Origin of the sequence: Cellulomonas sp. GbtcB1 (genome assembly GCF_019091725.1) — a bacterium.
Taxonomy (GTDB): domain Bacteria; phylum Actinomycetota; class Actinomycetes; order Actinomycetales; family Cellulomonadaceae; genus Cellulomonas.
Map to the genome: position 1 here is coordinate 63,378 of NZ_JAGXJG010000008.1, position 24,805 is coordinate 88,182.

The following is a 24,805-nucleotide window of genomic DNA, read 5'->3' on the forward strand; positions in this document are numbered from 1 at the left end:
AGCCTCGCGCCCGCCCCCGCGGCGCGCGACACTGGTACCCGGGCCGCCGACGACGGCCGCCCGCCGCCGACAGCGAAGGAACCGCGTGAACGACCCCCAGAACCCCACGACTCGCGAGCAGGACGTCCCGGAGACCGAGGTGGACGCGCAGCAGGCCGCGCGCGACGCCCAGCGGGTCGCCGACGACGTCGTGGCACGCGTGCTCGCGCGGGCGGGCACGGCGGTCCACGACGGCGCGACCGTCCACACCACCTACGACGGCGAGCAGCTCGACCTGGAGGAGCGCACGTCGCTGCGCCGGGTGGCGGGGCTGTCCACCGAGCTCCAGGACGTCACCGAGGTCGAGTACCGGCAGCTGCGCCTCGAGCGCGTCGTGCTGGTCGGCCTCTGGGGCGGCGGGGGCGTCACCCAGGAGAGCGCCGAGATCTCGCTGCGCGAGCTCGCCGCCCTGGCCGAGACCGCGGGCTCGCAGGTGCTCGACGGCCTGCTGCAGCGCCGGCAGAACCCCGACCCGGGCACGTACCTCGGCTCCGGCAAGGCGGCGGAGCTCGCGGGCGTGGTGCTGGCCGTCGGCGCGGACACCGTGGTCGTCGACGGCGAGCTCGCCCCGTCCCAGCGCCGCGCGCTGGAGGACGTGGTGAAGGTCAAGGTCGTCGACCGCACCGCGCTGATCCTCGACATCTTCGCCCAGCACGCCAAGTCCCGGGAGGGCAAGGCCCAGGTCGAGCTCGCGCAGCTCGAGTACCTGCTGCCGCGCCTGCGCGGCTGGGGCGACTCGATGTCCCGGCAGGCCGGTGGCCAGGTCGGCGGCGCCGGCGCCGGCATGGGCTCGCGCGGACCCGGTGAGACGAAGATCGAGCTGGACCGCCGCCGCATCCGCGACCGGATGGCCAAGCTGCGCCGCGAGATCGCCGCGATGGAGCCGGCCCGTGCCACCAAGCGGGCGTCCCGGAAGAAGAACGCGATCCCGTCGGTCGCGATCGCCGGGTACACCAACGCGGGCAAGTCCTCGCTGCTCAACCGGCTCACCGACGCCGGCGTCCTGGTGGAGAACGCGCTGTTCGCCACCCTGGACCCGACGGTGCGGCGCGCCCAGGCCGCGGACGGCCGCGTGTTCACGCTCGCGGACACCGTCGGCTTCGTCCGGAACCTGCCGCACCAGCTGGTCGAGGCGTTCCGGTCGACGCTCGAGGAGGTCGCCGACGCCGACCTGGTGCTGCACGTCGTCGACGCGTCGCACCCGGACCCGGAGGGGCAGATCGCCGCGGTGCGGCACGTGTTCGCCGACATCCCGGGCGCCATGGACGTGCCCGAGATCATCGTGCTCAACAAGGCCGACCTGGCCGAGCCCGAGGCCGTGGCCCGGCTGCGCTCGCGGGAGCACGGTGCCGTCGTGGTCTCCGCGCACACCGGCGAGGGCATCGAGGAGCTGCAGGCGGTCATCGCCGACCAGCTGCCGCGCCCGGGCGTGACGGTCGACCTGGTGATCCCGTACGACCGCGGCGACCTGGTGCACCGGGTGCACGAGACGGGCGAGATCGACGCCGAGGAGCACACGCCGCAGGGCACCGCGCTCCGCGGCCGGGTCGACCAGGCGCTGGCGACCGAGCTCGCCGCAGCGGCCGTCGAGCGCGGCTGAGGCCCCGCGCGGGGACCCTCCGCGTGCCGGAGGTGTCCCCGCGCCCGACTACCCTGTCCGGGTGCCCGATCCCGCTCCCGACGTCGACCACCTGCTCGACGTGGCGGTCGCGGCGCTCGGCGGCTCGCCCCGCGAGGGCCAGCGCCGGATGGCGAACCAGGTCGCCGAGGCGGTCGAGAAGGGCGAGCACCTGCTCGTCCAGGCCGGCACCGGCACCGGGAAGTCGCTCGGGTACCTGGTGCCCTCCGTGCGGCACGCCGTGGTCGCCGACGAGCGGGTGGTCGTGTCGACCGCGACGCTCGCGCTCCAGCGCCAGGTGATGACCCGCGACCTGCCGCTGGTCGCGGACGCGCTCGCCCCCGAGCTGCCCCGCAAGCCCCGGATCGCGCTGCTCAAGGGCTGGCACAACTACGTGTGCGTGCACAAGACGTCGGGCGGCTACCCGCCGGACGACCAGGGCATGCTGTTCGACCTCGGGGACCGCGGCGCGGCCGAGCACCCGTCCACGACCGACCCCGCCGACGGCGAGGACGCGGGCAAGGAGTCGCTCGGCGCGCAGGTGGTCCGGCTGCGGGAGTGGGCCGAGGAGACCGAGACCGGCGACCGCGACGACCTGGTCCCCGGCGTGACCGACCGGGCGTGGCGCCAGGTGTCGGTCACGTCGCTGGAGTGCCTGGGCCAGCGCTGCCCGCTGCTCGAGGAGTGCTTCCCGGAGCGCGCCCGCGCCGCCGCCCGGTCCGCCGACGTCGTGGTGACGAACCACGCGATGCTCGGCGTGGCGGCGTCCGGCTCGCCGCACGTGCTGCCCGAGCACCAGGTGCTGGTCGTCGACGAGGCACACGAGCTCGCCGACCGGGTCACCGCCCAGTCCACGGCCGAGCTGTCCGTCGGCAGCGTCGAGCACGCGGGCCGGATGGCGCGCCGGCACGGCGGCATCGCGACCACCGAGCTCGACTCGGCGGCGACCGCCCTCGGCGCCGCGCTGATCCACCTGCCCGAGGGTCGGTTCACCCAGGGGCTCCCGGAGGGCACCCGGCAGGCGGTCGCGATGGTGCGCGACGCGGCGCGCGGCCTGCTGTCGGCGCTGCGCCCCGAGAAGCCCGCGGCGGGCGAGGCAGCACCGGCGGACAGCGGGCTGAAGATCGCGACGTCGTCCGTGCTCGCCCTGTTCGAGGTCGCCGAGCGGATGGCCGCCGAGGCCGACGACCAGCGGTACACGGTGCTGTGGTGCTCCCGCGCCGAGCGCGACGGCGCCACCCGGCTGTACGCCGCGCCGCTCGCCGTGAACGGGCTGATCCGGACGCACCTGCTGTCCGGGCGCGCGTCGGTGCTGACCTCGGCGACGCTGAGCCTCGGCGGCGAGTTCCGGTCGATGGCCCGCAGCATCGGGCTGGAGGGCGCGGGCGAGGCGGCCGCGGCGACCGCGACGGCAGCGACCGTCGCGGTGTCGGCGCCGGGCGGCAGCGAGGGCACCACGCTGGACGTGCCGAAGCCGGCGGCGAGCCCGGCCCCCGCGTCGCTGCCGTGGCACGGCGTCGACGTCGGCAGCCCGTTCGACTACCCGAGGCAGGGCATCCTCTACATCGCCCGCCGCCTGCCGCCCCCGGGGCGCGAGCCCGCCACCGACGCGCAGCTCGACGAGATCGAGGCGCTGATCACCGCCGCGGGCGGCCGCACGCTCGGCCTGTTCTCCTCCCGCCGGGCCGCGGTCGCGGTCGGCGAGGCGATGCGCGAGCGGCTCGACGTCCCGGTGCTCGTGCAGGGCGAGGACCAGCTCCCGACGCTCGTGAAGCAGTTCGCCGCCGACGAGCCGACCTGCCTGTTCGGCACCCTGTCGCTCTGGCAGGGCGTCGACGTGCCGGGGCGGTCGAACCAGCTCGTGATCATCGACCGCATCCCGTTCCCGCGGCCGGACGACCCGGTGAAGTCGGCCCGGTCGGAGGCGGTGGCGGCCTCCGGCGGCAACGGCTTCATGTCGGTGGCGGCGACGCACGCCGCGCTGCTGCTCGCCCAGGGCGCGGGGCGGCTGATCCGGTCGACGGGGGACCGGGGCGTCGTCGCGGTGCTCGACCCCCGGCTGTCGACGGCCCGGTACGGGGAGTTCCTCACGCGGTCGCTGCCGGCGTTCTGGCGGACGACCGACCGCGAGGTGGCCCTGGGGGCGCTCCGCCGGCTCGCGGCGCCCGCGCCGACCGCCTGACCAGGGCGTCCGCGGCCCCGCGACGCGCCCGGGGCCCCCGCCCGGGGCGCGCCCGGGCGGGTGGGCCCGCTAGCCTCGTGACCAGCGCGCCGACCGGCGCGCGAGCACGGGCAGCACGTACGGGAGGACCGCCGTGAGCGAGCAGATCGACGACGTCGAGGGCGACGAGCTGGGTCTGGTGGGCACGCCCCTGCAGCCCCGCCGCACCACCAAGCTGGCGGTCGTCGGCGCGGGCGCGGTCGGGTCGACCATGGCCTACGCGGCGCTCATGCGCGGCGCGGCCCGCAGCGTCGTGCTCTACGACATCAACAAGGCGAAGGTCGAGGCCGAGGCGCTGGACCTCGGGCACGGCATCCAGTTCATGCCGATGGCCGAGGTCATCGGGTCGGACGACATCGCCGCGTGCGCCGACGCCGACGTCGTCATGATCACCGCGGGCGCCAAGCAGAAGCCCGGGCAGACCCGGATCGACCTGGCCGAGGCGACCATCGCCCTGGTCAAGAAGATCCTGCCCTCGCTCGTCGAGGTCGCGCCGAACGCCGTGTACGTGATGGTGACGAACCCGGTCGACATCGTCACGTACGCCGCCCTGAAGTTCTCCGGCCTGCCGCCGACGCAGCTGTTCGGGTCCGGCACGGTGCTCGACTCCTCGCGGCTGCGGTACCTCATCGCGCAGTACACCGGCGTCGCCGTGCAGAACGTGCACGCCTACATCGCGGGCGAGCACGGCGACACCGAGCTGCCGCTGTGGTCCTCGGCGACCATCGGCGGCGTGCCGATCCTCGACTGGAACGCGATCGAGGGCCACGTGCCGCTCACCCACGAGGTCCGCGAGTCGATCGCCCGCGAGGTCGTCGACTCGGCCTACCGGATCATCGCCGGCAAGGGCGCGACGAACTACGCGGTGGCGCTCGCGGGCTCGCGGATCATCGAGGCGATCGTCAAGGACGAGCGCCGCATCCTGCCGGTGTCGTCGCTGCTCGACGGCTACCACGGGATCAGCGACGTCTGCCTGTCGGTCCCGTCGATCGTCGGGCGCTCCGGCGTCGGCGAGCGGCTGCAGGTCCCGATGTCGACCGACGAGCTCGCGGGGCTCCGCCGCTCGGGCGAGCAGCTGCGCGCGGTCGCCCGCCGGTTCGGGCTCTAGGCGGTGCGCGGACGCGGCACCCGCACGTGCGGGTGCCGCACCGCCGTCGCGGCCTCGCGCAGCGCCGCCAGCGCGGCGACCACGGCGGGCACCCGCGCGGTGCCCGCCTCGCCGACGGCCTCCACGAGCCGCGCGGCGCCGGGCCGGGCGGGGTGCACCGTGACGCCCGGGTGCGGCAGCGCGGCCAGCGCCAGGCCCGGCAGGGTCGCCACGCCGAGCCCGGCCCGGACCAGGCCGAGCACCGCCAGGTAGTCGTCGGTCGCGAAGTCGACCCGCGGGGCGAAGCCGGCGCGGGCGCAGGTGCCGACGAGCTGCGCGCGGCACTGCGGGCAGCCCGCGATCCACGGCCGGTCGGCCAGGCCGGCGAGGTCGACCGGCTCGCCGGCGGCGCGGCCGTCGGACGCGGGCAGCACGACGAGCACCTCGTCCCGCAGCAGGGGGACGCGCCGCAGCCGGTCGTCGTCCGCCGGGCGCGGGTCCGGCAGCGCGTCGCGGAACGTCACGGCGACGTCCACCCGGCCGGCGGCGAGCTCGGCCAGCGCCTCCGGCGGCTCCGCCTCCACGAGCGTGACCCCGATCCCCGGGTGGGCGGTGCGCAGCGCGGCGAGCGCGCTCGGGAGCAGCGTGGCCGCAGCCGAGGGGAACGCGGCGACCCGGACCCGGCCGGCGCGCAGGCTGGCGACGGCCGCGACCTCCTCCAGGGTCGCGTCCAGCGCGGACTGGACGGCCGACGCGTTGCGGGCGAGCACCTGACCGGCCTCGGTCAGCCGGACCCCGCGCCCGGCGCGCACCACGACCGGCGTGCCCACCAGCCGCTCGACGGCACGCAGCTGCTGGCTCGCCGCCGGCTGCGTCAGGCCGAGCTCCCGCGCGGCGGCGGTGACGCTGCCGGTGTCCTGGACGGCGCGGACGAGGCGCAGCGCGGCGGCGTCGAGGCTCCGGGAGACCATGCGCCGAAGCATAAGTGCGCCGCATGGGTTGATGATGAACTGGTCGTTGCTCGCATGCGTGCCGATCGGTGAGCCTGGAACCATGCGCACGCTCGACGATCTCCGATCCGACTTCGACCCGGTTCCGGGGCACCTCGACGCGGCCACGGCGGGCGTCGCACCCCGTCGCACCGCCCGCGCGCTGCGCGAGGACGTGGACCGGTGGTCGTCGGGCGGCCTCGACGTGGCGCGGTACGAGCAGGCGGTGGTGACCGCGCGCGAGCGGTTCGCGGCGCTGGTGGACGTGCCCGCCGACCGGGTGGCGATCGGGTCGCAGGTCTCGGCGATGGCCGCGGTGGTCGCGGCGTCGCTCCCGGACGGCGCGCGCGTGCTGTGCGTCGACGGCGACTTCAGCTCGGTGGTGTTCCCCTTCCTCGCGCAGGGCCGGCTGCGGGTCGAGCACGTGCCCGCGGACCGGCTGGCCGAGGCCGTCGTGCCGGGTGTCGACCTGGTCGCCTACTCGCTGGTGCAGTCGGCGACCGGCGCGGTGCTCGACGACGACGCGGTGCTCGCGGCGGCGCGGGCGGCGGGCAGCCGGACGCTGTGCGACCTCACCCAGGCAGCGGGGTGGCGCCGCGTCGACGCGTCCCGGTACGACGTGAGCGTGACCGCGGCGTACAAGTGGCTGTGCGCCCCGCGCGGGACGGGCTTCCTCACCGTGCGGGCGGAGGCGCAGGACGCGCTGGTCCCCGTGCACGCGGGCTGGTACGCGGGCGACGACCCCTGGGCGTCCTGCTACGGGCCCGAGATGCGGCTGGCGGGGGACGCGCGGCGGTTCGACGTGTCGCCGGCGTGGCAGGCGTGGCTCGGCGCCGCCGAGTCGCTGGACGTGTTCGCGGGTGCGGACCGGGACGCCGTCCAGGCGCACGCCGTCGGGCTCGCCGACGCCTTCCGCGCGGGTCTCGGGCTCGGGCCCGGTGGCAGCGCGATCGTGACGCTGCCCGACCCGGAGGGGCGGCGTCGCGGAGCTCTGGTGGCGGCGGGCTGCCGGGTCGCCGGGCGCGCCGGGCGGGTGCGGCTGGCGTTCCACGTCTGGAACGACGCCGCGGACGTGCAGCGCGCGCTCACCGCGCTGCACGGGGAGGTCTGACCGCCGGCCGGGTCGCGCCCGGCCGGTGCCGCGTCAGAGGGAGCGCAGCACCGAGACGACGCGGCCGAGCACCTGCGCGTGGTCGCCGTCGATCGGCGAGTACGCGGGGTTCTGCGGCAGCAGCCACACGTGGCCGTCCGCGCGCTTGAGCGTCTTGACCGTCGCCTCGCCGTCGAGCATCGCGGCGACGATCTCGCCGTTCTCGGCGACGGGCTGCCGGCGGACCACGACCCAGTCGCCGTCGCAGATCGCGGCGTCGACCATCGAGTCCCCGACGACCTTGAGCAGGAACAGCTCGCCCGTGCCCACGAGCTGGCGGGGGAGCGGGAACACGTCCTCGACGAGCTGCTCGGCGAGGATCGGGCCGCCGGCGGCGATCCGCCCCACCACGGGCACGTACGCCGCCTCGGGCGCGCCCTCGCGCGCGGCGGAGTCGGCGTCGCCGATCCCCATGATGCCGGCGACGCCGGGGAGCGGCGCGACGCCGCGCGAGTCGTCCGGCTGGACGACCTCGATCGCGCGCGGCCGGTTCGGGTCGCGGCGCAGGTAGCCCTTGCGCTCGAGCGCGGTGAGCTGGTGCTTGACGCTCGACGGGCTGGTGAGGCCGACGGCGTCGCCGATCTCCCGCATGCTCGGCGGGTAGCCGCGCGACTCGACCGACGCGCGCACCGTCTCGAGGACCAGCCGCTGGCGCGGCGTGAGGCCGTCGCCGTCCCCGAGCTCGGCCACGGCCACCTCGCCGAGGCCCGCCGCGGTGCCCGTCCCGTCGCTCGCCATGTCCCGCTCCCGTCCCGTCCGCCCAGGTCAGCCGCCTGCAGGTGGGTCCGCGGCGGTCCGTCGGGCGGGCGTGTCAGTGCCTCGTGGTGCGCTGTACCCGACGTCACCGAGCGTAGGGGGACGGACGGACGGGATCAAACACCTGTTCGATCGTGTCTCGACATCGTCGGTGGGGTGTGGTTCCATCGTACAAGCGTTCGAACGAACAGGTGTTCGACTCGGGTCGCCCGGCGGCCCAGGAGGGAAGTGGTGGGGATGAGCGCGATCGCAGCACACCCGGGGATCGCCCGTCCGGCGCGCCGGCAGGCGCCCGCCCGACGCGACGGGGATGCGCGTCGGCCGGTCGCCGCAGGTGGCGAGGGCCGCCTCCACCTGACGCGGCGCGGTCGCGTCGTCGTCACCCTCCTGGGCCTGGCGGTCGTGCTCGGCGGCCTCGTGGGCGGCCGCGCGGTGGCCGAGGCCCCGGAGCGCGCCACCGAGGTGACGACGCACGCCGTGCAGTCGGGCGAGACGCTGTGGGCGATCGCCGCGAGCGTGGCGGGGCCGGGGGAGGATGTGCGGGACGTCGTCCTCGGCCTGCAGGAGCTCAACGGTCTGGCGGACGCCTCGCTCCAGGCCGGTCAGGTCCTGCTGCTTCCCGCCGGCTCCTGACGTCCCGTCGGACACAGCCAGGCGGCGGTGAGCGACGGTCTCATCGCAGCGCGACGGGGTTCCGAAGCTGCTGGTCAACCGGGCATGGAGGTCTCGAACGGATTACGGCACTCTGTGCTTGCGTAATTGGCCGGCGCGCCTCTACTGTGGTGCCACCTCGAACGGCTGGCTGGGGGGCTCGCCGCGAGGGACGCGTCGTCGTCCTGGCCCTCGGGCCGGGCGCAGAGGCGTGCAGCAACCGTCCGGACGAGGCGAGTCGTCCGGACGAGACGGGACGGGGGCGTCCCCACGAGGGTGGCCGCAGCAGCGGCCACCCTCGTCGTCTGTCCGGGCACCGCTTTCCCGGGGCGCTGAACTGCGCGTTCACCCCTCCGCGGATCCGCCTTGCACCGCCCGCTCCCGGGGCCCTACCGTGTCTCGGTCGTCCGGGCGGGCGCGCGTCGCCGCGGTCGCCGGCCCGACGCGTGCACCACATCCCGGAGGAGGCGTCCATGCACTGCCCGTTCTGCCGTCACGCCGACTCCCGCGTCGTCGACTCCCGCACGTCGGACGACGGCCTGTCGATCCGGCGCCGGCGCCAGTGCCCGCAGTGCAACCGACGGTTCACCACGATCGAGACCGCGAGCCTGTCCGTGGTGAAGCGGTCCGGCGCCACGGAGCCGTTCAGCCGGGAGAAGATCGTCAACGGCGTCCGGAAGGCCTGCCAGGGCCGCCCGGTCAGCGACGACGACCTCGCGGTGCTCGCCCAGCGCGTCGAGGAGAACCTGCGCGCGAGCGGGAGCGCCGAGCTCGACGCGTACGAGATCGGTCTCGCGATCCTCGGCCCGCTGCGCGACCTGGACGAGGTGGCCTACCTGCGGTTCGCCAGCGTCTACCAGGCGTTCAACAGCCTCGAGGACTTCGAGGCGGCGATCACCGTGCTGCGCGCGGAGAACGAGGCGGCCGACGCCGCCCGCGCCGCGTCGTCGCCCGCCCCGGCCGAGGACGCCCCGACCGCCTGAGGCGTCGCCCGGCGGCCCGGACCGGCCCGTGGTCCGCTCCGAGCCCGGGCACGGACCCGTCCGGGCCCGTCCCGCACCGGCTCGCACCGGCTCGCGCGGGCCCCGCGGCGGCGGCTCCGGCCCCGCGGGGGCCCCGAGCGTATTAACGTCGGCTGCGTGATCCCAGCTGACCTCGCGCTCCTGCACGCTCCCGGAACCCCCGCGGTCGCCCCTGACGGCTCCTTCGCCGTCGTCGCCCGCACCGCCCCGGACCTCGAGTCCGACGAGTACACCGGCCAGCTCTGGCGGGTGGCCACCGACGGCGCGACCCCGCCGCAGCGCCTGACCCGTGGCCACCGCGACACCGACCCCCAGGTGTCCCCGGACGGTCGCTGGGTCGCGTTCCTGCGCGCCGAGCCGAAGGGCCGCCCGCAGCTGTTCCTGGTCGAGGCCGCCGGCGGCGAGCCGGTCCGGCTCACCGACGCCCCGCTGGGCGTGCAGTCCGCCCGCTTCTCGCCCGACGGCTCGGCCCTCGCCTTCGTCGCGCGCGTGCCCGAGGAGGGCCGGTACGGCGACGGCGACTCCGGCGCGGAGCGTCCCCGGCACATCACCGAGCTGCCGTACCGCAACGATGGCGTCGGCTTCACGCGCGACAAGCGCCGCCAGCTGTTCGTGGTCGACGTGCCCGCCGACCCCGACGCACGGGCCGCGCAGCCGGGTGCGGACGACGAGCCCGCCGCCCGTCAGATCACGTCCGGCGACACCGACGTCGAGCAGATCGCGTGGTTCCCCGGCGGCCGGTACGTCGCCGCCGTCGCGGCCCGGCACACCGGCAAGGACCAGGACCTGCGCTCGGACGCGGTCGTCGTGGACACCGCGCCGGACGCCGACGGCGCGCTCGTCCCGCTCACCGACGCGGACGCCGGCAGCACGCTCGCCGTCGCCGCCGTGCTGCCGTCGGCGGACGGTGCGGCCCTGTGGCTGCTCGCCCAGGACATGGGCACGTCGGGCCGGGAGTTCGTGGCGACCCAGACCGGGCTGTTCCGCCTCCCGCTGGCCGCCGGCGACGCCGCGCCGACCCCCGCGGGCGCCCCGGAGCGGCTGACCGACGCCGAGGCCGTCGACCTCGACCCCGGGACGTTCGCCGTGACCGCCGACGGCGTGCTCGCGGGCGTGCTGCACCGCGGCACGGTCGTCCTGCGCGAGCACCGCGCCGACGGCTCGACCCGTGACCTGCTCACCGGCCTCGTCGCCCACGGCGTCGCCGCGGCGACCGACGCACCGGTCGCCGTGGTCACCGCGGCCGGCCCGGTCACGTCCGGCGACCTGCACGCGGTCGACCTGGCCGCGGGGGAGACCCGGGCCCTCACCGACTGGTCGGCACCGCTGCGCGCCACCGGCCGGGTCCGCGAGCCGCGCGAGGTCACCGCGACCGCGCCCGACGGCTACCCGGTGCACGGCTGGCTCGTCACCCCGGACCCGGAGCGGTTCGCCGGCCCGCACCCGACGATCCTCATGATCCACGGCGGCCCGTACGCCCAGTACACGGTCGGCCTGTTCGACGAGGTGCAGACTCTCGCCGAGGCCGGCTACGCGGTCGTCTACGGCAACCCGCGCGGCGCGGCCGGCTACGGGTCGGCGCACGGCAAGGCGATCCAGCACGGCTTCGGCACGGTCGACACGGACGACGTCCTCGCCCTGCTCGACGCGGCCCTCGAGGACCCGGCGCTCGACGGCGAGCGGGTCGGCGTGATGGGCGGCTCCTACGGCGGCTACCTCACCGCGTGGCTCACCACCCGCACCGACCGGTTCGTCGGCGCGATCGTCGAGCGCGGGTTCCTCGACCCGGTGTCCTTCGTCGGGTCGAGCGACATCGGCTGGTTCTTCGGCCTGGAGTACCTGGGCGACGGCGACGACGAGGAGTCCCGCGCGAAGGTGGCGGCGCAGTCGCCGATGGCGCACGTGTCCCGCGTGACCACGCCGACGCTCGTCATCCACTCGGAGCAGGACTGGCGGTGCCCGGTCGAGCAGGGCCAGCGCTGGTTCGTCGAGCTGAAGCGCCGCGGGGTGCCGGCCGAGCTGCTGCTGTTCCCGGGCGAGGGCCACGAGCTGACCCGGTCGGGCCGCCCGCAGCACCGGCTCGTGCGGTTCGAGCACGTGCTCGACTGGTGGGAGCGGACGCTCCCGGTCGCGCAGGGCTGAGCGCCCGCGACGACGAGGGGCCCCGCACCGGTTCTCCGGTGCGGGGCCCCTCGTCGTGCGGCCTCGTCGGGCGCGCGGCGGGCGTCAGACCGCGGACGACGCCAGCAGGTCGTCCCGGACCACCCGGCGCAGCACCTTGCCGATCTGCGACCGCGGCAGCTCGGTGAGGATGACGAGCTCACGCGGCACGGCGTACCGGGCCAGCCGCTCGCCGCACCACTCCCGCACCGCCGCGATGTCGACGTGCGCGCCGAGCTCGGTGACGATCGCGGCCACGACCTTCTCCCCGAGGTCGCCGCCGGGGAGGCCTACGACGGCCACGTCCCGGACCCCCGGCATGCCGCGGAGCTTGTCCTCGACCTGCGACGGATACACCTTGAAGCCGCCGGTGACGATCATCTCCTTGATCCGGTCGACCAGGACGACGAAGCCGTCGTCGTCGAGCCGGACGACGTCGCCGGTGCGCAGCCAGCCGCCGGGCAGCAGCTGGCCGGCGGTCTCCTCGGGCCGGTTCCAGTAGCCGGAGAACACCTGCGGGCCGCGGATCAGCAGCTCGCCCTGCTCACCCGGGGCGACGTCGCGGGTCGGGTCCTCCTGGTCGACCACGCGGACGTCGGTGCTCGGGAACGGCAGGCCCAGCGCGCCGGGCCGGCGGGCGGGGGACAGCGGGCTGCCGAGCGCGACGGGGGAGGTCTCGGTCATGCCGTAGCCCTCGATGACGAGGCCGCCGGTCAGCCGCTCCCACCGGGCGGCGGTCTCGGCCGACAGCGACATCGCGCCGGAGATCGCGTACCGGAAGGACGACAGGTCGGCCTTCTTCGCCTCGGCGGCCGCGGCGAGGCGGTCGAGCATCGGCGGCACGGCCGGCAGGAAGGTGCCGGGGCGGCGCCGCTGCGCGGCGAGCACGGTCGCCGGGTCGAACTTCGGGAAGGCCACCAGGGTCGCGCCGACGCGGGTGGCGTAGGTGAGGCAGAGCGTCAGGCCGAACGCGTGGAAGAACGGCAGCACGCCGTAGATCGTCTCGGTGCCCGGCTCGGCCTGGGTCCAGGCCTGGCCCTGCACCGCGTTCGCGACCAGGTTCCGGTGCGTGAGCACGGCGGCCTTGGGCGTGCCGGTGGTGCCGCCGGTGTACTGCAGCAGCGCCACGTCGTCGGCCGTCGGCCCGGGGGTCCCGGCGGGGAGCGCGGTGGCCTCCGCGACCAGCCGGTGCCACACCGGGGTGCCGGCCGGGAGGGCGGCGCGCAGGGCGGTCCGGGTCCGGCGGGCGGCCGGCAGGGGGAGCCGCAGCGCGAGGCGCTTGGCGGCGGGCAGGTCGGCCGACACGTCGACGGCGACGACGGTCCGGACCGACGTGCGGTCCTGCCCCGCGAGCACGGGTGCGACGGCCTTCTCCCAGACGAGCGCGACGGTGGCGCCGGAGTCGGCGAGCTGGTGCGCCAGCTCGTCGGACGTGTACGTCGGGTTGGTCTCGACCACGACCGCGCCGAGCCGCAGCGCGGCGTAGAAGGCGACGACGTGCGAGGCGCAGTTGGGCAGCACGATCGCGACCCGGTCACCGGCGCGCACGCCGAGACCGCGGAGCACGGCGGCGCCTCGCGCCACGGCACCCGCCAGCTCGGCGTACGTCGTCGTCCCGCCCATGAAGTCCACCGCGACGCGGTCGGGCCAGGCCGCGGCGGCGCGGTCCAGGGCGGCGGTCAGCGGCTCGTCGGGCACGTCGACGACGGCCGGGACGCCCGGCGCGTAGGAGGTGTGCCACGGTCGCGTGAAGTCTGTCACGAGGTCACCGTAACCTACGGATGCGTAGGTTACGTGAGCGTAGCCCGAGGCAACGGCGGCGAGTTCCCAGTGAGTGTCAGAGGTCGGAGGACCGCGAGCCCCACAGGTTGATGCCGGCGTCCACCGCGTGCCGGTCGATCTCCGCCAGCTCGTCGTCGGTCAGGGCGGGGCCGTCGACCGCGGCGAGGTTCTCCCGGAGCTGCTCGGGGGTGCGCGCGCCGAGCGCCACCGACGTCACCCGCGGGTCGCGCAGCACCCAGGCGACGGCGAGCTGCGCGAGCGACTGGCCCCGGGCCTCCGCCACCGCGTTCAGCGCGCGGACCCGGTCCAGGTTCTCCTCGCTGAGGTACTCGGCCCGCAGCGGGCCGCCCCGCGCGGCCCGGGAGTCGTCCGGCACGCCGCCCAGGTACTTGCGGGTGAGCATGCCCTGGGCGAGCGGGGAGAACGCGACGACCCCGAGCCCGGCCTCCCCGGCGACGTCGAGCAGGCTGCGGTCGCCGGCCTCGTCGTCGGGCTGCTCGACCCAGCGGTTCAGCATCGAGTACGAGGGCTGGTGCAGGGTCAGCCGCAGGCCCAGGTCGTCGGCGACGGCCAGCGCCTCGGCGGTGCGCCGCGCGGAGTACGACGAGATCCCCGCGTACAGGGCGCGGCCGGAGTCGACGGCGGTCTTGAGCGCGCCGATCGTCTCCTCCAGCGGGGTGCTCGGGTCGTACCGGTGGCTGTAGAACACGTCGACCCGGTCGGTGCCGAGCCGGCGCAGCGACTGGTCCAGGGACGCCAGCAGGTACTTCCGGGAGCCGAACTCGCCGTACGGGCCGGGCCACTGCCGGTAGCCGGCCTTGGTCGCGATGAGCAGTTCGTCGCGGTACGGCGCCAGGTCGGTCGCCAGCAGCCGCCCGACGGTCTCCTCGGCGGCCCCGGGCGGGGGACCGTAGTTGTTCGCGAGGTCGAGGTGCACGACGCCGGCGTCGAACGCCGCGAGCACGAGCGCGCGCTGGTCGGAGAACGGCGTCGCGTCCCCGAAGTTCTGCCAGAGCCCCAGGGTCACCGCGGGCAGGTCCAGGCCGGAGCGGCCGGCGCGGCGCAGGGGGAGTCGGTCGTGGCGGGCGTCGTCGGCGAGGTGCACGTGCCCGACGCTAGCGCGTGGGCCGGGCACCCCGCCGGGCGGCGGGTCGGGGGGGTCAGTCGACGACGCGCAGCCGGATCGTCTCCGGACGGGCGCGCAGCGCCGCGACCACCGCGGGCTCGACCGCGACCGCGTCGGTCACCACGTAGCCGACCTCGCCGCGGGTGGCCAGCAGCTGGCCCTCGATGTTCGCGCCGTGCTCGGCGAGCGTGTTGTTGACCGCGGCGAGCACGCCGGGGACGTTGCGGTGCAGGTAGGTGAGGCGGTGCACGCCGGGGCGGTGCTCCAGCGTGAGGTTCGGCAGGTTGACGCTGAGCATCGTGGTGCCGGTGTGCATGAAGTCGCGCAGCTTGTTCGACACGAACTGGCCGATCGCCTCCTGCGCCTCCTCGGTCGACCCGCCGGTGTGCGGGGTGAGGATGACGTTCGGCAGGCCGCGCAGCTCCGACTCGAACGGGTCGCCCTTGCGCTTGGGCTCGACGGGGAACACGTCGACGGCCGCGCCGGCCACGTGCCCGGCGAGCACCGCGTCGCGCAGCGTGGCGTAGTCGACGACGAAGCCCCTCGACAGGTTGAGGAAGATCGCGCCCTCGCGCATCCGCGCGAACTGCTTCGCGCCGAACAGGCCGGCGTTGCCGCTGCGGCCGTCGACGTGCAGCGTGACGATGTCCGCGACGTCCAGCAGCTCGTCGAGGGTCTCCGCGCGGCGCGCGTTGCCGAGCGCCAGCTTCTCCGCCGTGTCGTAGAAGACCACGGACATGCCGAGGTTCTCGGCGAGCACCGACAGCTGGGTGCCGATGTTGCCGTAGCCGACGATGCCGAGCGTGCGGCCTCGGACCTCGTGCGAGCCGTCGGCCGACTTGTTCCAGACGCCGTCGTGCATCGACCTGTCCAGCACGGTCAGGCGGCGGGTCAGCGCGATGATGTCGGCCAGCGCGATCTCGACCACCGAGCGGGTGTTCGAGAACGGGGCGTTGAACACCGCGACGCCGCGGGAGGCCGCCGCGTGCAGGTCGATCTGGTTGGTGCCGATGCAGTAGGCGCCGACCGCGACCAGGTCGGGCGCGGCGTCGAGCACGGCCTCGGTGACGTTGGTCTTGGACCGGATGCCCAGCAGGTGCACGCCCTGCAGCGCCTCGATCAGCTCGGACTCGTCGAGCGCGCCGGAGCGCGTCACGACCTCGTAGCCGGCCGCCTCCATGATGGTGCGGGCCTGGGGGTGCAGGTTCTCGAGGAGCAGGGCGCGTAGCACGGGCCTATGGTGCGCCTCCCGCGTCGCGGTTCCAAGCCGGTCCCGGTCCTCGGACACCCGTGCCCCGCGGTCAGCCCGCGTCCGGCTGCTCCCAGCCCGCGGGCAGCGGCCGGCTGTGCACCACCCGCAGCGCCTGCGTCGGCCGGGTCATCGCGACGTACAGGTCGCCCGCCCCGCCCTTGAGCACGTCGGCCGGCTCGACCAGGACGACCGCGTCGAACTCCAGGCCCTTGCTCTGGGTCGGCGTCATCAGGGTCAGCGGGGCGTCCAGGTCGGGCGACCCGGCACGCGTGGACCCCGCCTGCGGCAGCACCCGCGCCAGCGCCGGCAGCGCCTCGGGCGCCGCGATGACCGCCACCCGCCCGGCGCCGCTGGCGTCGCGGACCGCGTCGAGCGCGGCCGCGGCGTGCCGGGCGACCGCCTCGGGCACCGCGGCGGCGTCGACCAGGTCGGTGCGCAGCGCGTCGTCGACGTCGCGGGCCGAGGTCGTCGGCGTGAGCGGCAGCCCGGCCGCGCGGCCGACGCGCTCGGCGGCGCGGGCCACCGAGGCGGGCGTCCGGTAGTTGACGGTGAGCTCGGACAGCCGCCAGCCGCCCGCGAGGATGCGGTCGAACGTCGTCGCCCAGTCCCGGGTGCCCGCGGCGGTCGACGTCTGCGCGACGTCGCCGACGACGGTGAGCGACCGGGTCGGCACCCGGCGCAGCACCATCCGCCAGGCCATGGGGGAGAGCTCCTGCGCCTCGTCGACGACCACGTGCCCGTAGGTCCAGGTGCGGTCGGCCGCGGCGCGCTCCGCGGTGGTGAGCGCCGGGCCGGTCGCGGCGAACCGGTCCGCGAGCAGCTCGGCCGACACGAGCCCGGTGCCGGACTGCTCCAGCACCTGCCGGGCGTAGTCGAGCTCCTGGGCGCGCTGCGCCGCGTCGTGCTTCGCCTGCGCGCGGGCGGCCTGGTCGTCCTCGCCGAGCAGCTCCGCCGCTTCGTCCAGCAGCGGCACGTCCGCCTCGGTCCACGGGGCGTCGGCGTCCCGGAGCAGGGCGGCGCGCTCGTGCGCGGACAGCTCCGGCGCGGCGGCGTCCAGGCGGGCGGGCTTCGACAGCAGCCCCGAGATCAGGCCCTGCGGGGTGAGCGGCATCCACGCGAGGTTCAGCGCGATCCGGATCTCGCGGGTCGTGCGCAGCTCCTCGAGGATCTCGCCGCGCTCGTCCGGCGCGACCGACCAGCCGAGCTGGCTGACGTACTGCTCCGCGAGCCGGCCCAGCATGTCGCGCACGAACGTCACGCGCGCCTGGTTGTGCGGCCGGTGCCCGCGGCGGGCATGGTTGATCGCGCCGCGCACGTCCGACGGCTTCACCACGATCCGGTGCCCGTCGATCGTCACGACGGTCGGCTGCTGCGGGGCGCGCTGCCGCTGCCGGACGGCGCGCTCGACGATCTTCCGCCACACCGGGCGGCCCTTGATCTCGGCGACGACGTCGTCCTCGGTGCCCGTCGCGACGATCCCGGGGAACAGCTCGCCGACCGTGGTCGACACGACGCCGGTCTCGCCGAGGGAGGGGAGCACCTGGTCGATGTACCGCAGGAAGGTGCGGCTGGGCCCGAGCAGCAGCACGCCCGAGCGCTCGAGCACGCGGCGGTGCGCGTAGAGCAGGTAGGCGGCGCGGTGCAGCGCCACGGCGGTCTTGCCGGTGCCCGGGCCGCCCTGCACGACGAGCGCGCCCGCGAGGTCGGCGCGGATGATCGCGTCCTGCTCCGCCTGGATCGTCGCGACGATGTCGCCCATCCGCCCGGTGCGCCGCGCGGCCAGCGCCGCCAGCAGCGCGCCCTCGCCGGACAGCGCGCCCAGCCGGGCCGCGGCCTCCTCGTCGGCGAGCACGTCGAGGTCGATGACCTCGTCCTCCAGGCCGGTGACGCGGCGGCCGCGGGTCACCAGGTGCCGGCGCTGCACGACGCCGTCGGGGTTCGCCGAGGTCGCCCGGTAGAACGACTGCGCGGCGGGCGCGCGCCAGTCGGTGAGGATCGACGCGTGCTCGTCGTCGTTCAGGCCGATGCGGCCGATGTACCGGCGGCCGCCGTCGGACAGGTCCAGGCGGCCGAACGCCAGCCGGTCCTCGACGGCCTCCAGCCGCGCGAGCCGGTCCTCGTAGAGGGTGGCGAACGCGTCCCGCTCCGAGCGGTTCTGGGGCGAGCCGGAGGGGCCGACGCGGCGGACCTCCGCCAGCCGCTCGCGGGTGGCCGCCCGCAGCTCGTCCAGCCGCGCGTACAGGCCGTCGACGACCTCCTGCTCGGCCGCCAGCTGCGCCTCGATCCCGGTCACGCGTGCTCCCGTCGGTCGTCCCCGTGGCGCCCGGACCCCCGGGTGGCGCCACCGTCCTGCGCCGCGCCCGGCCGGCGTCGACACGGGGTCGGGCGGCCGGAGCGGCCGTCCATTCTCCACCATTCCGGGACGGCCGTGTGACGGCCGACCGGGTGGCGGTCGCCGGGGTCCCTGCCAGCGCGAAGATCGTCCGGCCGGTCGGGAAGAGGCGGGGCGCCCGCGGTGTTGTGACCCTCAGGACGCCGCCCCCCGGGCGGCGCACGGACTGATCCCCAGGGAGGACCCCATGCTGGACCCGAGCGAGATCTACGCCGTCGACCCGGCGGTCGCCGCCGAGGTCGAGGCGCGGACCGCGGGCGGCAGCGGGCCGGTGCTCGTGCACGCCGTGCGCGGCTTCGTGGACGCCGGCGGCGCCGGGCGGCTGTCGGCCGAGCACCTGACCGAGCAGCTCCCGACGGAGCGCCTGGCCACCTTCGACGTCGACCAGCTCCTCGACTACCGCTCCCGCCGCCCCACCGCCACCTTCGAGGGCGACCACTGGGACGAGTACGACGAGCCCGAGCTCGCCGTCGACCTGGTGAAGGACACCTCCGGGGTGCCGTTCCTGCTGCTGCACGGCGTCGAGCCGGACGTGCAGTGGGAGAGGTTCGCCGCCGCGGTGCGCCAGATCGTCGAGCGGTTCGACGTGCCGCTGACCGTGGGCCTGCACGGCATCCCCATGGGCATCCCGCACACCCGGCCCCTGTCGGTGACGGCGCACGCCAACCGGCCGGAGCTCGTGGCGGACTACACGTCGTGGTTCGGCACGGTGCAGGTCCCCGCCTCCGCGGGCACGCTGCTGGAGATCCGGCTCGGCCAGTCCGGGCACGACGCCATGGGCTTCGCGGTGCACGTCCCGCACTACCTCGCGCAGTCGCCGTTCCCGCAGGCGTCGATCACGGGCCTGGAGCACGTGCAGCGCGCCGCCGGCCTCGAGCTCGACCTCGGGGCGCTGACCGAGGCCGCGTCCGAGACGATGCTGGAGGTCGAGCGCCAGGTCGAGGACCAGCCCGAGGTGCAGACGGTGGTGCACGCGCTCGAGCAGCAGTACGACGCGTTCGCCCGCAACATCGGGCGGCCGAGCCTGCTCGCCGAGACCGCGGAGCTGCCGACGGCCGACGAGCTGGGCGCCGAGTTCGAGCGGTTCCTCGCCCAGCAGGGCGACGAGAAGGGGCCGAACCCGGGGTACTGACCCCCGGGGCCGGGCCCCGTGTGTGACCGGCGCCTGGTCGGGGCGCGCGCACCGGACCGGCAGAATGGCTCCACGTGACCTCCGACCGCCGCGCCCTGCTCGTCTGGTCCGTCGCGGTCGGCGCGTACGTCGTCGCGATCATGAACCGGTCGTCGCTGGGCGTCGCCACGCTCGAGGTGACCGACCTGTTCGGCGTCTCGTCCGCCCTGCTGGCGACGATGGCCGTGGCCCAGCTCGTCGTCTACGCGCTGCTGCAGGTGCCGGTCGGCGTCCTGCTCGACCGGTACGGGCCCCGGGTGCTGGTCGCGTCGGGCGCGGCCGGGATGGCGCTCGGGCAGACGGTGCTGGCGCTCGCGCCCTCGGCGGGCTGGGTGCTGGCCGGGCGGGTGCTGGTCGGCGCGGGGGACGCGCTGACGTTCGTCTCGGTGGTGCGGCTCGTCCCCGCGTGGTTCGCCGCCCGACGCGTGCCCGTGATGACGCAGCTCACCGGGAGCCTCGGGCAGCTGGGGCAGGTGCTGTCGGCGGTGCCCGTCGTCGCGCTGCTGCACGCCGAAGGCTGGCGGACGACCTTCCTGTCCGTGGCGGCCGTGGGCGTGGTCGCGACGATCGCGGTGGTGGCGGTCGTGCGGGACGCGCCGGCGGAGGCCGACGTGCCCGGCGGGGCGCTCGCGGACCCGGACGCACCCGCCGGGGAGACCGCGGAGCCGGACGTCGCGGCGGGACTCGCCGCGGGCGCCGCGGCGGCCGCGCCGTGGTGGCGGGTCGGCCTGCTGCGCCGGCGGTGGCGGCCCGCGCGGGCCCGGGCGCCGCGGGAGCCCGGTGCGCTGCGCGCGGTGCTGCGCGACCCCGGGGCCCGGCTGGCGTTCTGGATGCACTTCTCGGGCCAGTTCAGCAACCACGTCGTCGTGCTGCTGTGGGGGTTCGCGTTCTTCGTCGAGGGGCAGGGCCGCACCCCGGGCGAGGCGAGCGCGCTGCTGACGCTCAACGTGGTCGCCGCGGTCGTCGCCGGGCCCGTGATCGGCGTCGTCGTGGGCCGGCACCCGCGCGCGCGGATGCCCCTGGCGCTCGGCACGTCGGCGGCGATCGGCCTGGCGTGGCTGTCGGTCACCCTGCCGACGGCGCCGGTGCCGTACGCGGTGCTGTGCGTGTTCGTGGTCGTCGTGGCGGTCGGCGGTCCGACGTCGCTGGTGGCGTTCGACGTGGCGCGGTCCTGCACCCCGCCGCGGCGGCTGGGCACCGCCACCGGGTTCGTCAACACCGGCGGGTTCGTCGGGGCGCTCGCGACGATGCTGGTCGTGGGAGTCGTGCTGGACGCGTCGTCGGGCGGCGCCGGCGCGCGGGACCTCGACGCGTTCCGGTCGGCGTTCGCGTGGGTGGCGGTGCCGTGGGTGCTGGGCGTCGCCGCGATGCTCCTCGGCAGGCGGGGCGCGCGCCGCGCGCACCCCGGGCTCGCGGTCTGAACGCCTCCCGACCGGTCGGTCGGGGTGGTCGTCCTGTGATCGGCTCGTGACCGGATCGTTGTGATCCACGCCCCATCGGGCCTTGAAGAACCGTGGCGTCGCGATGACCTGCGTGAGAGGATCGCCGTGTTGCAGTGACGTACTGACGCTTGACCGGCGCCGGTCGGGCCCCTCCGGGGACGCCCGCGCGGCACCTTCCAGCCATCCGGCTGGTCCACCCGGTGCAGGACGCGGGATAGGCATTGCGGCACGGTCCGGGGAGTTCCCGGCACCGTCACCGGATGGACAGAAGGACAAGAACATGGCACAGGGTGCTGTCAAGTGGTTCAACGCCGAGAAGGGCTACGGCTTCATCGCCCAGGACGGCGGCGGCGCCGACGTCTTCGTGCACTACTCGGCCATCGACTCCCAGGGCTACCGCTCGCTCGACGAGGGCCAGCGCGTCGAGTTCGAGATCACCCAGGGCCCGAAGGGCCCGCAGGCGGAGAAGGTCCGCCCGCTCTGACCTCGTGACGGCAGCCCCTCGCGGGCCGTCCGCACGCCGAGGCCGCATCCCCTCCGGGGGTGCGGCCTCGGTCGCGTCCGGGGTCAGGCGCCCGGGTCGGGCTCCCCGGGGTCCGGCTCCAGCTCCGGCGCGGCGTCGCGCAGCGGGGCGGCGCGGCCGACGAACGCGGCGAGCTCCTCGTCGACCAGCAGCCGTGCGGGCACCGGCAGCGAGCGGAGGTCGCGGGCCAGCCCGGCGTCCGCGAGCAGCGCCGGGTCGTCCGTGCCGACGAGCACGAGGTTCCCGTACCGCCGGCCGCGCAGCACCGCGGGCTCGGCGACGACGCCGACGTGCCGGAACACCGCGCCGAGCGTCGCGGCCTCGGCGCGGGCCAGCGCGAGCGGCGGGCGGTCGGCGCAGTTCGCCAGGTAGACGCCGCCGGGGCGCAGCACCCGCGCGACGTCCCGCGCGAACTCCTCGGTGGTCACGTGAGCGGGCGTGCGGTCGCCGGCGAACACGTCCCGCACCACCGCGTCCGCGCTGGCGTCCGCGAGCGTGCCGAGCTCGGCGCGCGCCTCGCCGGCCCGCAGGCGCAGGGCGGGGGACCGGGGCAGGTCGAACCAGTCGCGGACCAGGGCCACGAGGACCGGGTCGAGGTCGACCGCGACCTGCCGGGCGCCGGGGAACCGCGCGTGCGCCCAGCGCGCCATCGCGCAGCCGGCGGCACCGAGGTGCACGGCGCGGAACGGGCCGTCCGTCGTCGGGAGGTGGTCCAGGACCGCCGCCATCTGCTGCATGTACTCGAAGTCGAGGCGCTCCGGGTCGGCCAGGTCGAGGTGCGAGCTCGGCACGCCGTTCACCAGGAGGGTCACCGCGTCCGGGTCGTCCGGCGAGCGCTGCACCTCGGCGGTGCCGGTGGCGATGGGGACCGGGCCGTCGGGCCACGGCTGCCCGGGTCCGGCGGAGCCGCCGCGCCCGCCGCGTGTCGGTGGTCGGTGGGACTCTGAGTCGGGCCGGGAGGCCTTCGTGGCCCTGTCCGACCTGCTGGATCGGCCGGACCGGCCACGGGACGCCATCCGCCCACCGTACGGGTTGACGCGTTCGAACAGGTGTTCGATACTGGGACTGTCGAGAGAGGGAGGTGCGCGATGCCGGTCAAGACCCTTCGTGCCCTGCGGAGTGCCGCGCCCGGGCTGTCGGGCCGCACGGCCGAGCTGCTGCAGCGCGCGGACGCGGAGCTCGTCGCCGCGCAGTTCTCCTCGGAGCCCTGGGAGCAGTTCACGCACGCGCACCTCGCCGCCCTGCGGGCCGGCGCGGCGGTGCTCGCCGAGCGGCAGCCGCTGTCGGCGCGCCGCGGGCCGCGCACGGTGTGGGAGCTGCTCGACCGGGTCGCCCCGGAGATGGGCCGCTGGTCCGCCTACTTCGCCGCGGGCGCGGGCCTGCGGGCAGCCGTGGACGCCGGGCGGTTCGACGCGGTGTCCGCCGAGCGCGCCGAGCAGGTGCTGTGCCACGCGGAGGACTTCCTGGACCTGGTCCGCGCCGAGCTGGAGAGCGCCGCGGTCGAGGTCGAGGCGGCGCGCGCCGGATGAGCCGGGGCCCGCGGTCGCAGGACGCGAAGCGCGACTGGGGCACCGAGGAGGACGGGTGCTCGATCCTGCACGTCGACATGGACGCGTTCTTCGCCTCCGTGGAGCTCGCGCGGCGGCCGCACCTGCGGGGCAAGCCGGTGATCGTCGGCGGCTCCGAGCGGTCCGTCGTGCTCGCCGCGACGTACGAGGCGCGCGCGTTCGGGGTGCACTCGGCCATGCCGATGGCGGTGGCCCTGCGCCGGTGCCCGCAGGCGATCGTCGTCCCGCCGGACCACGCCGCCTACACCGAGGTGTCGCGCAGCGTGATGCAGGTGCTGCACGACGTGACCTCGATCGTCGAGCAGGTCAGCGTCGACGAGGCGTTCCTGGACGTGAGCGGGGCGCGGCGCCGGCTCGGCAGCCCGACCCGGATCGCCGCGCTCATCCGCGAGCGGGTGCAGGCGCGGCACGGCATCACGTGCTCCGTCGGCATCGGGGCCACCAAGTTCGTGGCCAAGCTCGCGTCCGGGCACGCCAAGCCGGACGGCGTGCTGCTCGTGCCCAAGGCCGCGACCGTCGACTTCCTCCGGGTGCTGCCGGTCGGCGCGCTGTGGGGCGTGGGCGAGCGGACGGCCGCGGCGCTCGAGCGCTGGGGCATCCGCACCGTGGCCGAGCTCGCCGACAGCGACGTGGCCGTCGTGCAGCGCGCGGTCGGCAAGGTCGCCGGCGCGCACCTCCACGACCTCTCCTGGGGACGGGACCCCCGTCCCGTGACGCCGGGCCGCGAGGAGAAGAGCATCGGCGCGGAGGAGACCTTCGCCGTGGACGTCCGGGACATGCGGGTCGTGGAGAGCAAGGCGCTCGAGCTCGCCGACCGGTGCGCGGGGCGGCTGCGGGCGCAGCGGCTCGTCGCCCGGACCGTCGCCGTGAAGATCCGCACCTCGGACTTCCGGACGCTCAGCAGGTCCCGCACCCTCGCGCAGCCGACCGACGTCGGGCGCGAGCTCTACCTCGTGGCGCGCGACCTCCTCGCCGCCGCGGACCTCGGCGGGCTCCCGGTGCGGCTGGTCGGCGTCCGCGCGGAGGGCCTGATGCCGGCCGCGGACGTCATCCGGCAGCCCACGCTCGACGAGGTGACCGGCTCCGACCCGGACGCCCGGCGCGAGGCGGAGCGGGCGATGGACCTCGTCCGCGCCCGGTTCGGACGGGCCGCGATCGGCGCCGGGACGCCCACCGTGGGACGGTCCGCGCGCGAGGTGTCGGCAGGGTCACCCGCCGCGGGGGAGCGCTCGACTTCCGACTTCGCCACCGGCCATCTATCCTGAGGTGAAGAAGTCCCGACGGCGGAGCACGGGGGTTGGAATGCCTCTCTCCGAGTACGAACAACGTGTACTGGAGCAGATGGAGCGTCAGCTCACGTCTGATGATCCCCGGCTCGCGAACACGCTGACATCGCGTGGGCGAAAGCCGGTCCTGCGGTACGTCCTGGGCGGCATCGGTGCCGTCGTAGGGCTGCTGCTCCTGGTGGTGGGCGCTGCGGCGTCCGAGGTGTGGCTCGGCGTGCTGGGCTTCGTCGTCATGTTCGCCTCCGTCGCGATCGCGTTCACGCGCCCGCGTCGCGGTGGCGGGCCGGTCGGCGTCGTCCGGGCCGACGGCAGCACCGCACCGCGCCCTGCGGCCCCCAAGGCCAAGAAGGGCTTCATGTCCCGGATGGAGGACCGCTGGGACAAGCGGCGCGACCAGGGTCGCTGACGACCCTGGGCACGCCCGCCTGATCCCGCGGTACCGCCGCACCCGGGCCCGCTCCGCGAGGGGCGGGCCCGCGGCGTGCCGCCGCGCGTGGTCCGCACGTGGGCGGTCTTCTCGTGCGCGGTCCGCGCGTGCCTGGTCTTCTGCTGCACGGTCCGCGCGTGGGC

At 75.8% G+C, this 24,805-nt stretch carries 20 protein-coding genes; 13 read left to right on the plus strand and 7 right to left on the minus strand.

Annotation, left to right across the window (positions count from 1 at the left end; genetic code table 11):
• Positions 1-139: 139 nt before the first annotated feature.
• The 3 genes from hflX (at position 140) to KVT14_RS04860 (ending at position 4,986) form a co-directional block, all read left to right on the plus strand.
• Positions 140-1,639, plus strand: coding sequence for a GTPase HflX (hflX, locus tag KVT14_RS04850; RefSeq protein WP_147796860.1), 1,500 nt, complete (start codon positions 140-142; stop codon positions 1,637-1,639).
• 61 nt (positions 1,640-1,700) lie between these two features.
• The gene (locus KVT14_RS04855) at positions 1,701-3,839 is read left to right on the plus strand and encodes an ATP-dependent DNA helicase (protein WP_308160893.1); all 2,139 of its coding nucleotides are present in this window, start codon (positions 1,701-1,703) and stop codon (positions 3,837-3,839) included.
• Positions 3,840-4,017: 178 nt separating this feature from the next.
• A complete protein-coding gene (locus KVT14_RS04860) occupies positions 4,018-4,986 on the plus strand; it encodes an L-lactate dehydrogenase (protein WP_217614658.1) in 969 nt (322 codons plus the stop codon).
• On the opposite strand, the gene KVT14_RS04865 is transcribed toward KVT14_RS04860, so the two are convergent.
• Positions 4,983-5,936, minus strand: a complete 954-nt coding sequence (locus KVT14_RS04865; protein ID WP_217614628.1) for a LysR family transcriptional regulator — start codon at positions 5,934-5,936, stop codon at positions 4,983-4,985. The genes KVT14_RS04860 and KVT14_RS04865 overlap by 4 nt on opposite strands.
• Positions 5,937-6,018: 82 nt before the next feature.
• Between KVT14_RS04865 and KVT14_RS04870 the strand changes: the two genes are divergently transcribed.
• Entirely contained in the window at positions 6,019-7,065 is a 1,047-nt protein-coding gene (locus KVT14_RS04870) for an aminotransferase class V-fold PLP-dependent enzyme (RefSeq protein WP_217614629.1), read from the plus strand.
• 33 nt (positions 7,066-7,098) lie between these two features.
• On the opposite strand, the gene lexA is transcribed toward KVT14_RS04870, so the two are convergent.
• Positions 7,099-7,842, minus strand: a complete 744-nt coding sequence (gene lexA / locus KVT14_RS04875) for a transcriptional repressor LexA (protein ID WP_217614630.1) — start codon at positions 7,840-7,842, stop codon at positions 7,099-7,101.
• 255 nt (positions 7,843-8,097) lie between these two features.
• On the opposite strand from lexA, the gene KVT14_RS04880 reads away from it, so the two are divergent.
• From KVT14_RS04880 to KVT14_RS04890, 3 genes are all read left to right on the plus strand, one after another.
• The gene (locus KVT14_RS04880) at positions 8,098-8,493 is read left to right on the plus strand and encodes a LysM peptidoglycan-binding domain-containing protein (RefSeq protein WP_217614631.1); all 396 of its coding nucleotides are present in this window, start codon (positions 8,098-8,100) and stop codon (positions 8,491-8,493) included.
• A 491-nt stretch (positions 8,494-8,984) separates the two neighbouring features.
• Positions 8,985-9,494, plus strand: coding sequence for a transcriptional regulator NrdR (gene nrdR, locus KVT14_RS04885; protein ID WP_217614632.1), 510 nt, complete (start codon positions 8,985-8,987; stop codon positions 9,492-9,494).
• A 156-nt stretch (positions 9,495-9,650) separates the two neighbouring features.
• Positions 9,651-11,675 carry a S9 family peptidase gene (locus tag KVT14_RS04890; RefSeq protein ID WP_217614633.1) on the plus strand — a complete coding sequence of 675 codons (2,025 nt, stop codon included), beginning with the start codon at positions 9,651-9,653 and terminating at the stop codon, positions 11,673-11,675.
• Between the two features lie 84 nt (positions 11,676-11,759).
• Here the strand turns inward: KVT14_RS04890 and KVT14_RS04895 are convergent, their stop codons facing one another.
• The 4 genes from KVT14_RS04895 to KVT14_RS04910 all read right to left on the minus strand — a co-directional run bounded on the left by KVT14_RS04895 (position 11,760) and on the right by KVT14_RS04910 (position 18,146).
• Complete coding sequence (locus KVT14_RS04895; protein ID WP_217614634.1) at positions 11,760-13,454, minus strand: AMP-binding protein; 1,695 nt, start codon at positions 13,452-13,454, stop codon at positions 11,760-11,762.
• A 76-nt stretch (positions 13,455-13,530) separates the two neighbouring features.
• Positions 13,531-14,580 (minus strand): aldo/keto reductase, encoded by a 1,050-nt coding sequence (locus KVT14_RS04900; RefSeq protein WP_217614635.1) that lies wholly within the window; start codon positions 14,578-14,580, stop codon positions 13,531-13,533.
• Positions 14,581-14,635: 55 nt separating this feature from the next.
• Entirely contained in the window at positions 14,636-15,832 is a 1,197-nt protein-coding gene (serA, locus tag KVT14_RS04905) for a phosphoglycerate dehydrogenase (RefSeq protein WP_217614636.1), read from the minus strand.
• Between the two features lie 70 nt (positions 15,833-15,902).
• A complete protein-coding gene (locus tag KVT14_RS04910) occupies positions 15,903-18,146 on the minus strand; it encodes an AAA family ATPase (protein WP_217614637.1) in 2,244 nt (747 codons plus the stop codon).
• A 286-nt stretch (positions 18,147-18,432) separates the two neighbouring features.
• On the opposite strand from KVT14_RS04910, the gene KVT14_RS04915 reads away from it, so the two are divergent.
• From KVT14_RS04915 to KVT14_RS04925, 3 genes are all read left to right on the plus strand, one after another.
• The gene (locus KVT14_RS04915) at positions 18,433-19,377 is read left to right on the plus strand and encodes a proteasome assembly chaperone family protein (RefSeq protein WP_217614638.1); all 945 of its coding nucleotides are present in this window, start codon (positions 18,433-18,435) and stop codon (positions 19,375-19,377) included.
• Positions 19,378-19,451: 74 nt separating this feature from the next.
• The gene (locus KVT14_RS04920) at positions 19,452-20,837 is read left to right on the plus strand and encodes a nitrate/nitrite transporter (RefSeq protein WP_217614639.1); all 1,386 of its coding nucleotides are present in this window, start codon (positions 19,452-19,454) and stop codon (positions 20,835-20,837) included.
• 301 nt (positions 20,838-21,138) lie between these two features.
• Positions 21,139-21,342, plus strand: coding sequence for a cold-shock protein (locus KVT14_RS04925; RefSeq protein WP_146952335.1), 204 nt, complete (start codon positions 21,139-21,141; stop codon positions 21,340-21,342).
• 83 nt (positions 21,343-21,425) lie between these two features.
• Here KVT14_RS04925 and KVT14_RS04930 read toward each other — a convergent pair whose 3' ends face one another.
• Positions 21,426-22,223, minus strand: a complete 798-nt coding sequence (locus tag KVT14_RS04930; RefSeq protein ID WP_308160894.1) for a fused MFS/spermidine synthase — start codon at positions 22,221-22,223, stop codon at positions 21,426-21,428.
• A gap of 246 nt (positions 22,224-22,469) precedes the next feature.
• Here KVT14_RS04930 and KVT14_RS04935 point away from each other — a divergent pair, with 246 nt between their 5' ends.
• The 3 genes from KVT14_RS04935 to KVT14_RS04945 are packed head-to-tail and all read left to right on the plus strand — an operon-like array spanning position 22,470 to position 24,641.
• Entirely contained in the window at positions 22,470-22,910 is a 441-nt protein-coding gene (locus KVT14_RS04935; RefSeq protein ID WP_217614641.1) for an SAV_6107 family HEPN domain-containing protein, read from the plus strand.
• On the plus strand, positions 22,907-24,214 hold the full coding sequence (gene dinB, locus KVT14_RS04940; protein ID WP_217614642.1) for a DNA polymerase IV: 1,308 nt from the start codon (positions 22,907-22,909) through the stop codon (positions 24,212-24,214). The genes KVT14_RS04935 and dinB overlap by 4 nt, the downstream gene beginning before the upstream one ends.
• A gap of 37 nt (positions 24,215-24,251) precedes the next feature.
• A complete protein-coding gene (locus tag KVT14_RS04945) occupies positions 24,252-24,641 on the plus strand; it encodes a DUF3040 domain-containing protein (RefSeq protein WP_147793791.1) in 390 nt (129 codons plus the stop codon).
• Positions 24,642-24,805 lie beyond the last annotated feature (164 nt).

What these genes read in the sequence shown, in the direction of transcription:
- KVT14_RS04865 (WP_217614628.1), bottom strand. Translation starts at nt 5,936, where the DNA reads ATGGTCTCCCGGAGCCTCGACGCCGCCGCGCTGCGCCTCGTCCGCGCC.
- KVT14_RS04870 (WP_217614629.1), top strand. Translation starts at nt 6,019, where the DNA reads ATGCGCACGCTCGACGATCTCCGATCCGACTTCGACCCGGTTCCGGGG.
- lexA (WP_217614630.1), bottom strand. Translation starts at nt 7,842, where the DNA reads ATGGCGAGCGACGGGACGGGCACCGCGGCGGGCCTCGGCGAGGTGGCC.
- KVT14_RS04880 (WP_217614631.1), top strand. Translation starts at nt 8,098, where the DNA reads ATGAGCGCGATCGCAGCACACCCGGGGATCGCCCGTCCGGCGCGCCGG.
- nrdR (WP_217614632.1), top strand. Translation starts at nt 8,985, where the DNA reads ATGCACTGCCCGTTCTGCCGTCACGCCGACTCCCGCGTCGTCGACTCC.
- KVT14_RS04915 (WP_217614638.1), top strand. Translation starts at nt 18,433, where the DNA reads ATGCTGGACCCGAGCGAGATCTACGCCGTCGACCCGGCGGTCGCCGCC.
- KVT14_RS04925 (WP_146952335.1), top strand. Translation starts at nt 21,139, where the DNA reads ATGGCACAGGGTGCTGTCAAGTGGTTCAACGCCGAGAAGGGCTACGGC.
- KVT14_RS04935 (WP_217614641.1), top strand. Translation starts at nt 22,470, where the DNA reads ATGCCGGTCAAGACCCTTCGTGCCCTGCGGAGTGCCGCGCCCGGGCTG.
- dinB (WP_217614642.1), top strand. Translation starts at nt 22,907, where the DNA reads ATGAGCCGGGGCCCGCGGTCGCAGGACGCGAAGCGCGACTGGGGCACC.
- KVT14_RS04945 (WP_147793791.1), top strand. Translation starts at nt 24,252, where the DNA reads ATGCCTCTCTCCGAGTACGAACAACGTGTACTGGAGCAGATGGAGCGT.